Here is a 13,026-nt window from a genome sequence, read left to right on the forward strand (position 1 = left end):
AAAAATAACCGCTCTATAAGCCTGTATGCTGATTGTGTTTAAGCCTGTCAATATTTCAGGCTCAGGGCAGGCTTAATAAAGACCGCCCGATCCGGAATTAATTGCCTTATTCGCCTGCGGCGATTGCGGCTGCACCGGTGAACCTTCCTGGAAGCTGTCGGCACCGATCACAGAATAGCTGTCAGCTGGGCCTGTTCCCGGTTTAAAGGCTTCCATAATCACATCCGGGCCACCCGGCGTTGCACGCATACCGGTACGGCGGTTGATTGCAATCATGGTCATGCCTTCAGGCACACGGAAGTCCACTTTCGGCGCTCCCTGCATTGCCACAGTCATGAAATCCTTGAACACCGGCACGGCGAGGCCGGAACCTGTACCGCCGCGGCCGAGCGGTGCGGGCTGATCCATGCCGAGATACAGACCGACAACCATATCCGGCGTGAAACCGACAAACCACGCATCTTTTTCATCATTTGTCGTACCGGTTTTACCGGCAATCGGACGGTTCAGGCTCAGCAGCATACGCGCAGTACCGCGCTGAACAACACCTTCCATCATTGATGTAATCTGATAGGCGGTCATCGGGTCGAGCACCTGATCGCGCTCGTCAACAAGCTCGGGCTCTTCCTGATTGTTCCACTCTTCCGCATTACAATTCTGGCACTGACGCATATCATGCTTGAAAATAGTCTTGCCGTAACGATCCTGCACGCGGTCAATCATTGAAGGCGTGATCGAGCGTCCGCCATTAGCCATGATCGAATAGCCGGTTACCATGCGCAGCACAGTGGTTTCACCAGCACCAAGCGACATGGAAAGCACCGGCATCATCTTGTCATAAACACCGAAACGCTCTGCATATTCCGCAACGGTCTTCATGCCCATATCCTGTGCCAGACGCACGGTCATCAGGTTACGGGACTGTTCAATACCATAACGCAGCGTTGAAGGACCGGAGAACTTGCCGGAATAGTTTTTCGGGCTCCAGACGCCGAGCGAACCGCCCTGATCGACAGAGATCGGGCCGTCAAGCACCACGGATGCCGGTGTATAGCCATTATCCAGCGCTGCCGCATAAACGAACGGTTTGAAGGCCGAACCCGGCTGGCGATAGGCCTGCGTGGCGCGGTTGAATTCCGACTGCGCATAGGAGAAACCGCCAACCATGGACAGCACACGGCCGGTATGCGGATCCATAGCAACCAGCGCACCGGAGATTTTCGGCACCTGACGCAGACGGTAAGCATCACTGCCCTCGTCTTTTTTCTCCACATAGATCACATCGCCGACCTCAAGCACACCTGCCGGAGATTTCGCTGTCGAGCGCTTGCCGCCGATATTCATGCGCATCGCCCATTTCATATCCGCAGCGGCAACGCGGCCGGTCGCACGCTCTTCACTGATCTTGCCGGACGGATCACGGGCCGGTTGCAACCCGATTTCCAGCGCATCCGGTGTGGCGTCCAGCACAACAGCCAGATGCCATTCCGGCACGTCGGTCAGACCGGCAACTTCACCCAGTTCCTGACCCCAGTCTGTGCTCAGATTGAGATGTTTGACAGGGCCGCGATAGCCTTGCGCCTCATCATAACGGATGAAACCGTTATGCAGGGTTTTACGCGCCATGACCTGCAATTGCGGATCAAGCGTTGTGCGCACGGAAAGCCCGCCTTCAAGCAGCGAAGCATTGCCGTAACGGGTTACAATCTGACGACGTACTTCTTCGGCAAAATATTCACTGGCGAACAGACGGCCATCCGCATTATGCGGCTTCACGCCCAGCGGTGTTTCTTTGGCTTCTTTTGCATCCTCAACAGAAATATAGCCGTTTTCCTGCATACGATCGATCACCCAGTTGCGGCGTTCAATCGCGCGCTGGGCATAACGATACGGATGATAATTGGCAGGGCCCTTGAGGAGTGCTGCAAGATAAGCAGATTCGCTGATGGTCAGTTCATTGACCGACTTGTCGAAATAGGTCAGCGCAGCACCGGCAATACCGTAAGCGCCCATACCGAAGAACATTTCATTGAGATAAAGCTCAAGAATCTGGTCTTTGCTGAAAGTACGCTCCATACGCAGCGCAACAATCGCTTCCTTGATTTTACGGTCATAGGTCTGCTCGGAAGTGAGCAGCATATTTTTGGCAACCTGCTGCGTGATGGTCGACGCGCCCACAGGGCGGCGGTCATTACCGGTCAGCTTATTGACAATATTGGTGGAGACCGCACGGGTAAGGCCGAGATAATCCAGCCCGTGATGCTGATAAAAGCTCTTGTCTTCCGCAGAAACAAAGGCTGCTTTCACGCGATCAGGAACCGCCTGAATCGGCAGGAACATGCGGCGCTCTTTGTAATATTCCGCCATCAGACTACCGTCTGCGGCATGCACGCGCGTTGTTACCGGCGGCTCATATTTGGCCAGCACTTCATAATCCGGCAAGTCCTTGCTTATGCTGCCGACATAGAAGGCAACGCCTCCCGCAACGATCAGCATCAGCACCGTTCCGATGCCGAAAAAATATCCGATGAGCCGTACCATATTTTATCCGGTGTCCGTTTCAGATTATCTGCTACATATCATTAACTTAGAGCATTTCACAGTCAAATTGGATCAATTTGACGACCGTGATAATGCGGCTACGAAAGAATCCAGAACGAATGCCGCGATCCAATTTGGACGTAATCCGCTCCGGTAAAAATTCACAGGCAATTTTAGCAGGCTTTGCAGCGTAAATTGTTTTCAACCTGATGAATCATTCCAAGCCATTCATCTCTGAGCCCTGACCTGAACCCTGATCCGGTGTTAAACCAGACCAACAGCGTGGTAGTGAACAGCAAATACGTCAAAGACAAGATGAATTTACTGTTTTTAACTCTTTATTCATTTCTGTGACGCTTTTGACGCAGCCCTCACAGATTTTACGGCTGCGCCTGAACATTGTTGCGCAGCGTATAATATTTATCCACTGCATGGGAAATACGCTCCACCGCACGTTTGCGCCATGAAGCATCTTTCAGCAGCTTCTCATCGTCTTTATTCGACAAATATCCGATTTCGACGAGAACCGAAGGAACATCCGGTGCACGCAACACCTGAAATCCGGCAAAACGATGAGGATTATTAATCAGATTAACCTTGCCCTGCAGAGATTTGACCAGCCCCTCAGCAAAATTCAGCGAAAAAGAATGCGTTTCACGCTGGGTCAGTTCCATGAGGATATCATGAACAACCGGCGCTTCTTCACTGTAAATACCCGCACTGGCATCAGAATTATTTTCACGTTCCGCCATGGCTCTGGCCACATCATCCGATGCCTTGTCAGACAATGTATAGACCGTTGCACCACGGATATCCTTATGGCGGATTGTATCGGCATGAAGCGAGATAAACAGATCCGCCTCATGCTGGCGCGCCAGACGCACCCGCTCCCCGAGCCGCAGGAAAGTATCATCCTCGCGGGTCATGAGAACATTGATATTCTTGTTCTTCATGAGTTCATCACGAAGCTCGCGCCCGAAAGCAAGCGTCACATTCTTTTCCAGCGTGCCGCTCACGCTTTCCGCGCCGCTGTCGATGCCGCCATGTCCCGGATCAATCATCACAGTAAACTGGTGGCTTGAGCCAAGCGTATCGCTGATGGCAGGAGATGCCCCGCCAGCATCGGCATTTAATGAGGCCGTAGTCACTTTCTGATCGGCAAGAGCCTGTGCAAATTCACGGTCAGAACTGGCGACAATATCCGCGACCATACGATAGCCGGACGAAGATTCGTTTTTTACAACTTCCAGCTTTTCAACTTTGAAAGGCCCTTTGGCATTGAGAATCAATCGCGACCGCGTCTGCGCAATCAATCCGTAGCGCACCTCGGAAATCAGACCGCGCGGCGTCAGTGATTCCTTGTCAAAACCGAAACTGGTTTCCGGCAGATCGATCACAAGGCGATGCGGACGCTCCAGAAGATGAGTCTCTACATTCGGCTCATTGTCAAACATAACCACGATACGACTGCGCAGATCATCACCGGCCATTTTGAAGGTCAGTGCAGAGAGCTCAGACTTACCGCCCTGCGCTGCAAATGCAAAATTTATCGGCATTATTGCCACAAAAGCCGAAAGCAGCGCCTGCTGCCGCAAAAACTTGCGAAAAGCCGGTTTTAAAGAAAAAAGATTGGCTGTCAGAATTCGTAAAAACATCGTCTCGATCAAATTATTGCAAAGCTGAGATTCGTTCAGATCCTGCACATAGTTTGCAATCCTCTGCCCGCAAATCAACATTTACGAACACCCGCCCGCGATCGGGCATTATGATTGCCTTTGCGGCAGTTCGGTGACGTCTGAGCAGTTTCATTTCTCCTGTTTCAGAAAAACCACACCGCCTCACCCGCTCCTGCCGGATGCTGCAACCGCCCGTAACACAGATATGCTAGAGCTTTATCGTTAATGAAGCCTTTGCAAATTTCATCAAATCTGTCTCTGCATCCGGCATTCATGATTACAAAATTTCAATGCCATTTCCCGTCGCAACCGGCAACTGACAAAGCTGCATGCACAAATCACGCATGAAATAAAGCCGGCTTAGATTCCGCCCGCCGTATCTTCACTTAAATCCCGTGTCAGCGACATCAGAAAATCATTCTAAAACATTGAGATAAATGTCGAAATTATAAAATTTATGCCTGATTAGTTTGAACGGAGTGTGACGCATTATTATATTCTGCTTGTCAGAGGGGCGATCAGGTCCTAAAAGCATTATCAGGTTACAGATCCGCCATCGGAATCATTCTCTGTCCAGCGTCCGGTTAACACCCGCGGACAGGCTCTTATCGTGGCAGATCAGCTCAGAACCTGACGTTACAACCGTCAGAAAACTGTAGAACGGCCGTTTGTGATAATTCTGATTTGAAAGATTATCCGGCGGCTCAGCGTAACTGAACAAGGATTCAGCACTGGCACGGTTCCCCCGGCCACTGCTCATAAAGACTGCGGACTATGTGAGAAATCATAATCGGCAATCTGTTATCTGCGGCATCACGCGTTGTAAGAAACGCAGTTTACAATGCCGCAACACTTTTGAATTGCTGCATATTTTATCCTTTGGGATTTATGCGGCACTATAATCGGCCTGTTTATCAGGTCTTTCGAGGTCGTTTCGATCGGAACCGCTATGGGTCACGCAGACTTGACCATTGCCAGCCTGAAAATCGCGATTGCCGCAAGGCATCAGCGCGTGAAGACTGTACTCTGCGTTCCGGCGAACCTTAATTTATCCGGCAACCGCGAATATATACGAACCGGCGCTCCCGAAGCGTCTCCGGTTCCTCTTGATTTGCGTTTTTCCGCCGGAAGGAAAAACACTTATGTCGAACAAAATGCTTATCGATGCCTCCCACCCGGAGGAAACGCGCGTCGTAGTGGTGCGCGGTAACAAGATCGAAGAATTCGATTTTGAATCTGAGCATAAGAAGCAGTTAAAAGGCAATGTATATCTGGCACGCGTAACCCGCGTTGAGCCGTCATTGCAGGCTGCTTTTGTGGAATATGGCGGCAACCGCCATGGCTTCCTCGCCTTCTCCGAAATTCATCCGGACTATTATCAGATTCCGGAAGCTGACCGTAAAGCGCTGCTGGAAGCAGAAGCCCGCGCAGCACGTGATGAAGATGATGAAGAGCGTGAAGAAACACCACGCCGCAATCGCCGCGGTCACAATGACCGTCGCGGCTCGGGTCGTCACCGTCATCACAACAACAGCAGAGATCATGCTGCAGCACCGGCTGTAACGGCACCTGAATTTGTCGGTGACTTCGCCGTTGAAGCACAGGAAGCCTATGCGCAGGCATTGCTCAATGCCGCTCAGGAACAGGCAAATGACGATGCGGATGACAACACATCCGTCATGGCTGCCTCTTCCGATCAGCCGGTAATCCGTGAAAAAGCTCCGCGCAAACAGCACGCATCAGACAGTGACGACGATGACGATCACGATGATGAAGACGATCAGGTTGAATCGGTCGGCGCTGAAGATGCGATGGAAGAGCTGCCAGGCAGCAACCGTGCGCATCGCAAGCACTACAAAATTCAGGAAGTTATCAAGCGCCGCCAGATTATTCTGGTACAGGTGGTTAAAGAAGAGCGCGGCAATAAAGGCGCAGCTCTCACAACCTATCTGTCGCTGGCAGGCCGTTATTCCGTACTGATGCCGAATACTGCACGCGGTGGCGGTATTTCACGCAAGATCACCAATATTCAGGATCGCAAGCGCCTGAAAGATATCGTCAAGGAACTCGAAGTGCCGCAGGGCATGGGTGTGATCCTGCGTACAGCCGGTGCCAACCGCACCAAGGCAGAAGTGCGTCGTGACTATGAATATCTGATGCGTATGTGGGATAATGTCCGCCAGCTGACCATGCAGTCGCAGGCGCCTGCCCTCGTCTATGAAGAAGGCAATCTCATCAAGCGTTCGATCCGCGATCTTTATAACAAGGATATCACGGATATTCTGGTTGCCGGTGAAGCCGGTTACCGCGAAGCCAAAGATTTCATGCGGATGCTGATGCCGACCCATGCGCGCGTCGTCCAGCCTTACCGTGAAACCACGCCGATTTTTGCCCGCAACGGCATTGAAGCCCAGCTCGACCGGATGCTGCATCCGCAGGTTACACTGAAATCCGGCGGCTATATCATCATCAACCAGACTGAAGCTCTGGTAGCGGTTGACGTCAACTCCGGTCGTTCAACCCGTGAAAATTCGATTGAAGAAACTGCATTGCAGACCAATCTGGAAGCCGCGGAAGAAGTTGCGCGCCAGCTGCGTTTGCGCGACCTTGCCGGTCTGGTTGTGGTTGACTTCATTGATATGGAAGAAAAGCGTAACAATCGTGCCGTTGAAAAACGCATGAAAGATTGCCTGAAAGATGATCGCGCCCGTATTCAGGTTGGCCGTATTTCGCATTTCGGTCTTCTGGAAATGTCGCGTCAGCGTATCCGTGCATCGGTTCTCGAAAGCACCATGCAGCCTTGCCCGCATTGCGCAGGCACAGGTCTGATCCGCTCGGATTCCTCAATGGCGCTTTATGTCATCCGCTCGATTGAAGAATTCCTGCAGCGCAATTCGCAGAACAATATTACTGTTCGCGCACCGCAGGCCACAGCGCTGTATGTGCTGAACCACAAGCGCCACCTGCTTGCAGAAATGGAAAGCCGTTTCGGCCTGACAATCGAATTGCAGATTGATGAAACCGTTGGTCATCAGCATCTGGCGATTGATAAGGGCACACCGGCTGCCGGTCCTGTTAATCCGGTTCCGCAGACAATCCAGTTCATGCCTTATGACGAGGAAAATGATCCGGAAATCATCGATGTGGAAGATGATGCGGAAACCGAAGCAACATCAGGCGATGAAGATAACGCACGCGATGATAATAATGACGACCGCAAGCGCAGCCGTCGTCGCCGTCGTCGTCGCGGTGCCCGTGATCGCGACAATTCGGAAACACAGGGCGAAGCCGCTTCTGATGAAGATGAAGGCGATGATGCAGACGCAGATGACGCACCTTCCCAGTCGGAAGAAGATCGTCGCAAGAAGCGTCGTCGTGGCCGTCGTGGCGGACGTAAAAACCGTCGCGGTGAATATGACAATGACAACCGCATGCCTGCGGTGGAATTTGTCGGCTTCAGCCGCGATGAAGCTGTCACCCGTCTAACTGCCTATAAACAGGCAGTGAAAAAAGCTGCGGCTCCTCTGCCTTCACCGGAATTTGTGGGCTTTAACGCGCAGGTGAAATCAGCGGCTCCGGCTGCTGCCCTGACACAGGATGCTCCGGCCAAGACTGAAGCAGCCCCGCAGACTGAGGCAAAACCCGAGAAGAAGACTGCAAAACCTGCCCGTAAACGCCCTGCTAAGCCACGCGGTGCAAAAGCAACGGCGGAAACAGCTGCGGATACTGTGGTTGAAGTGGCAGAACCTGCCGGTGAACCGGTTGTTGCAGAGGCAGTGGTTGCGGAAGCTGAAACTGTGAGTGACGAGGCTCCGGCCAAAACCACACGCAAAAAAGCTGCGGACAAGCCAGCCAAGCCTGCCCGCAAGCCGCGCGCTAAAAAAGCAGCGGAACCGGTTGCAGAAACACAGGCCGAAGTTGCTGAAGCCGTTATTGTAACTGAAGTGGCAGAACCTGCGGCGGAACAGCAAGCAGAAAAGCCTGCCCGTAAACGCAGCAGCACACAGGAAGCATCCAAGCCGGTTGTGACCTCGCAGATCAGTCAGGCTGAAAAGCAGGAAGAACCGGCAGAGCAGCCTAAACGCGGCGGCTGGTGGCAGAAAAAGGGCTTCTTTTAAGCCCTGCCGATAAAATCCATAGAATAAAAAAGCCGCCGGAATTTCCGGCGGCTTTTTTTATTTCGTATACATACTAAATTTCAAATTTGTACAAAAAGAGGACTGACCTCAGAGCCAGCCTTCCAACCGGCGCATTGCTTCACGCATTTCATCAGCTGTGCCCGCATAGGAGAAGCGCATTGTGCGGTGACCTTCCAGCGGGTCAAAATCCAGCCCCGGTGTAGCGGCCACATTAATCTCGGCAATCATTTTGCGGGCAAAGGCCATGCTGTCATTAGTAAAGCGGGACACGTCGCAATAAGCATAGAATGCACCATCCATAGGCGCGGCCAGTGTCAGCCCCATTTTTGGCAGATGTTCACCGAGGATCGAGCGGTTCAGCGCATAACGCTGTTTGATAATATCCAGCTCATCCGTTGCCTTAAAAGCCTCAATCGCCGCAATCTGTGACAGTTCCGGTGCGGAAATATACAGGCTTTGCGCAATCCGCTCGTTCGGACGCACCGCCTCTTCCGGCAGCACCATCCAGCCGATACGCCAGCCGGTCATGCAATAATATTTGGAAAAGGAATTGATAACCGTCACAGTATCATCAAAGGCCAGTGCAGTCTGGTCAGGACGATCATAGGTCAGGCGATGATAAATCTCATCGGAGATCACACGGATATTGCGTTCGCGCGCCGCCTCCAGAATGGCTTTCAGCTCATCATCTTCAATGATTGCGCCTGTCGGATTGGCAGGGCTGGCGAAAAGCACACCTTTGAGCGGTTTTTCCGCATGGGCAGCAATCAGGCTTTCGGCGGTCAGATTGGCGCTTGCACCGTCACCGGTGCCGATTTCAACAACTTCAACGCCAAGCGCTTTCAGAATATTGCGATAGGCCGGATAACCCGGACGGGTAATTGCCACACGGTCTCCGGCATCAAAATAAGTAAGAAAGGCCAGATTGAAAGCAGCCGATGAGCCGGTCGTCACGGCAATGCGCTGCGGGCTGACTTCAACGCCATATTGCTCAGCATAATGAGCAGCAATCGCCTCGCGCAGACCGATCAAGCCAAGCGCATCCGTATAACCAATTTTGCCGTCAATCAGGGCTTTTTGCGCAGCTTCACGCACGCGGAGCGGTGCCGGATCAGCAGGCTGACCAACCGCCATGGAAATCATCGGTGCGCCTTCTGCACGGCGCCGGTTCGCTTCAGCGAGCACATCCATGGCATGAAACGGATCAACTTCACTCCGGTAGGAAAAAACTCTCACTTCTCTGCCCTCAAAAAACACCTGCCCTGCCGCTTTATGAAAAACAGCCTGCAGAACCGGTTAAGCTTTAAACACCGGATGTTCCATAGCCCGAACTGCACAGTGCAACAACAGCATAACAATCACAAAATATTAGCTATAAAACTGCAAAACGAGCCGAAACTTTAAACTTCTTAAGCCTGACTTCAGTTCAGGTCATAAAAAAGGCCTGAAATATCATGAAATAAACTGTGGTTCACAACTGCGGATTCCTGACGGAATATATCATTCTGTTTTTCGCATTCTGTAAGCTAAAACAGCATTATAAATATTGCAGCTGATTCACACCTGATGCATGTCCCTATCCAAACTGACCTGTTTGGATACATCATGCGGTAAATGAAAGTGTCCGGAGCGAATGCGATGTCGTGGTACTGCTCTTGATCGTTTTTAAAACAGGATTTTATTGATGGCCGAAACCGCACCTCTTTATACAGCCCCTGCGCCGCAACCGGCAGCACCGGCACCGGTTCCCGCCCGCAACAGGCTGCACCTCCCGCTTTCCCTGATGATTTCCGCCGCTATTTTGGCCAGCTCCGCAGTCACTGCCTCGGCGCAGTCGCGCTCAGTACCGGTCGTGCGTGATGCAGAAATTGAAGCCCTCGTTACCGATTACACGACCCCAATTCTCAATGCCGCAGGTCTTGGCAAAAAGCGTATCGGTACAATTCTGGTCAATAGCCCGAGCTTTAATGCTTTTGTCGACGGACGGCGCATCTTTATCAATACCGGCGCCCTGCTCCAGTCTGAAACCCCGAATGAGATTATCGGTGTTATCGCTCACGAAACCGGCCATCTTGCCGGTGGCCATCAGGATCGTCTGCGCGAACAGCTCAAACAGGCCAAAACCATGGCTGTTATCGGCACATTGCTCGGCCTTGGTGCGGGGATTGCCGGTGCGGCGACCCGTAACAGCGCCATTGCCGGTGCCGGCGGCGGTATTGCTGCGGGCGGCGGTGAAATCGCCATGCGCAGCCTGCTGTCCTATCAGCGCACGGAAGAAGCCGCAGCCGACCGCTCGGCAATCAATTATCTGAATAAAACCGGCCAGTCCGCCAAAGGCATGCTGACAACATTCGAGCGCTTTGCCAGCGCCTTGTCGATCAGCGGCACGCAGGTTGATGCCTATCGCATCAGCCACCCGTTGCCACGTGACCGTATTGCCAATCTGACGACTCTGGCTCATCAAAGCCCGTATTTTGAGAAAAAAGACCCGGAAGCCCTGCAGCTTCGTCATGATATGGCACGGGCAAAAATCGCGGCCTATTCCGGTGGCCTCGGCTCACTGCAACGCATGTTCCGTAACAATCCGCGTGGCGTAGGCGCGCGTTACGGCGATGCGATTTACACATTCCTCAATGGCAATCCCCGTAATGCTATTCCGAAAATCGATGCATTAATCAAAGAACAGCCGAAAAACCCTTATTTCCGCGAAATAAAGGGCGAAATGCTGCTGAAAGCCAATAATCCGGCCGGTGCTGCTGCCGAGTTCAAGCAGGCTGCCGCACTTGATCCGCGCAAATCCAGCCTGATCCGTATGAGCTATGGCCGCGCTTTGATGCTGACCGGCAATAAAGCCAATATGGAAGCAGCTATCCGCGAGTTGAAAGCAGGTATGGTTCGTGATCCGGAATTTTCGGAAGGTTACGGCTATCTGGCACAGGCCTATGGCCAGTCCGGACAGATGGGGCTTTCGGACCTCGCAACTGCGGATCAGCATTATTATGCAGGCCGTATCAATGAGGCCAAGATTTTCGCAACCCGTGCGCAGACACGCCTGAAATCCGGTTCGCCGGACTGGCTGCGGGCGCAGGACATCATCAATACCAAGACCAAAAAGAAATAAACCACAGAAAACCAGCACCGGTTTTCCGTAACAGAACTTCACATTTCGCCAGCATGGCGAACTACCACCATTAACCCGAACGACAAGGCCGGTTTATCCGGAGTGATCCTATGACCATTCATTTCAAGCGCCGTTTAGCTACCACTGTTTTCGGCGCAGCTGCTCTGGTTTCTGCCGTTGCAGCTTCCCATGCACAAGAAGCAAAGCCGCTCGATAAAGCTGCCATTGAAAAAATCGTCCGCGAATATCTGATCGCCAATCCGGAAGTGATGCTTGAAGTGCAGGACGCTCTGGAAGAAAAACAGGCTGCATCAGCCCGTGACAGCCAGTCCAAGATTATTGCAGAAAATCATGATTCGATTTTCAACGATGCCAATGATGCCGTTTACGGCAATCCGAAAGGCGATGTGACCATCGTTGAATTCTACGATTACAATTGCGGCTATTGCAAACGCGCAATGCCGGATATGCAGGCGCTGCTCAAATCTGACCCGAATGTCCGCTTTGTCCTGAAAGAATTCCCGATTCTCGGACCGGATTCCATGCGCACCCATCTGGTTGCACAGGCATTCAAGCGTCTGATGCCTGAAAAATACATGGAATTGCACGAAGCGCTGATGAAAGAGCCGAAAAGCTCTACCGAAGAGAGCGCAATGAAGATCGCTACCTCTTTGGGCGCTGATGAAGCGAAACTGCGTGAACTGATGAAAAGCAAAGAGGTCGTGACCTCCTTCCAGAGCGCTTATAATGTTGCTCAGGCGCTGAATATTTCCGGCACACCGTCTTATATTATCGGTAATGAGCTGGTTCCGGGCGCTGTCGGCCTGGAAACATTGTCTGAAAAAATCGCTGAACAGCGTCAATCAAACACCGGTAACAAATAAAATTCATAATTTTATCTATAAAATTTGAATTTAGTGCCGGAAAATGCAGTTAAAGCCTGTACGGATACAATTTACAGGCTTTAACCGCAAAGCATTCCCCATTATATGGGAAGAGTTAAAGACTTCAGACAAGCTGAATTCATACGAATAACGGAATCGTAAAGCGACACCACACCCGATGGCACAAGTGATTTTCATTCTGAACGGCCCGAACCTGAATATGCTGGGTAAAAGAGAACCGGCAATTTACGGCTCGACGACCCTTGATGATATTCACGTAAACTGCCGCAAAGAAGCTGAAAAGCTGGGTGTGGAAATTGACTTCCGTCAGTCTAATCACGAAGGCGATCTGGTCACATGGATTCAGGAAGCCGGTGAGAAAGGCGCGCAGGTTCTGATTAACCCTGCAGCCTATACACACACATCCATTGCGCTGCTTGATGCCATTCGCGCAGCTCAGGTGACAGTGGTAGAGGTTCACCTCTCAAATATTCACGCCCGTGAAGAGTTCCGCCACAAATCCTTTGTTTCTCCGGTTGCCAAAGCTGTACTGTGCGGCTTCGGTGCGGAAGGTTATTTGATGGGTCTGCGGGCTCTCGCCGGCTATCAGCATAATCCTGAAAGTTGACCGGATTTTCAGAGTGGATTATGCCACGCATACCTAA

Annotated in this window: 8 protein-coding genes; 5 read left to right on the forward strand and 3 right to left on the reverse strand. The window is 51.9% G+C overall.

From position 1 onward, the window contains the following. Window positions 1–72: 72 nt before the first annotated feature. Window positions 73–2,541: a penicillin-binding protein 1A gene (locus K1X45_RS03540; RefSeq protein ID WP_116087505.1), complete on the reverse strand. Its 2,469-nt coding sequence runs from the start codon at window positions 2,539–2,541 to the stop codon at window positions 73–75. Window positions 2,542–2,921: 380 nt separating this feature from the next. Further along, window positions 2,922–4,097 carry an N-acetylmuramoyl-L-alanine amidase gene (locus K1X45_RS03545; RefSeq protein WP_220159863.1) on the reverse strand — a complete coding sequence of 392 codons (1,176 nt, stop codon included), beginning with the start codon at window positions 4,095–4,097 and terminating at the stop codon, window positions 2,922–2,924. Between K1X45_RS03545 and K1X45_RS03550 the strand changes: the two genes are divergently transcribed. Beyond that, window positions 4,079–4,333 (forward strand): hypothetical protein, encoded by a 255-nt coding sequence (locus tag K1X45_RS03550; protein WP_220159864.1) that lies wholly within the window; start codon window positions 4,079–4,081, stop codon window positions 4,331–4,333. The genes K1X45_RS03545 and K1X45_RS03550 overlap by 19 nt on opposite strands. A 1,026-nt stretch (window positions 4,334–5,359) precedes the next feature. After that, the gene (locus K1X45_RS03555; RefSeq protein ID WP_220159865.1) at window positions 5,360–8,335 is read left to right on the forward strand and encodes a ribonuclease E/G; all 2,976 of its coding nucleotides are present in this window, start codon (window positions 5,360–5,362) and stop codon (window positions 8,333–8,335) included. 108 nt (window positions 8,336–8,443) lie between these two features. On the opposite strand, the gene K1X45_RS03560 is transcribed toward K1X45_RS03555, so the two are convergent. Next, on the reverse strand, window positions 8,444–9,547 hold the full coding sequence (locus tag K1X45_RS03560; protein WP_370627138.1) for a pyridoxal phosphate-dependent aminotransferase: 1,104 nt from the start codon (window positions 9,545–9,547) through the stop codon (window positions 8,444–8,446). Between the two features lie 592 nt (window positions 9,548–10,139). On the opposite strand from K1X45_RS03560, the gene K1X45_RS03565 reads away from it, so the two are divergent. The 3 genes from K1X45_RS03565 to aroQ all read left to right on the forward strand — a co-directional run bounded on the left by K1X45_RS03565 (window position 10,140) and on the right by aroQ (window position 12,989). Beyond that, a complete protein-coding gene (locus tag K1X45_RS03565) occupies window positions 10,140–11,477 on the forward strand; it encodes a M48 family metalloprotease (RefSeq protein ID WP_116087922.1) in 1,338 nt (445 codons plus the stop codon). Between the two features lie 110 nt (window positions 11,478–11,587). Beyond that, entirely contained in the window at window positions 11,588–12,361 is a 774-nt protein-coding gene (locus K1X45_RS03570) for a DsbA family protein (RefSeq protein WP_220159866.1), read from the forward strand. Window positions 12,362–12,539: 178 nt separating this feature from the next. After that, window positions 12,540–12,989 (forward strand): type II 3-dehydroquinate dehydratase, encoded by a 450-nt coding sequence (gene aroQ / locus K1X45_RS03575; protein WP_213598203.1) that lies wholly within the window; start codon window positions 12,540–12,542, stop codon window positions 12,987–12,989. Window positions 12,990–13,026: the final 37 nt, after the last annotated feature.

This window comes from Pseudochrobactrum sp. Wa41.01b-1 (genome assembly GCF_019464455.1).
GTDB classification, from domain to species: Bacteria; Pseudomonadota; Alphaproteobacteria; order Rhizobiales; family Rhizobiaceae; genus Pseudochrobactrum; species Pseudochrobactrum saccharolyticum.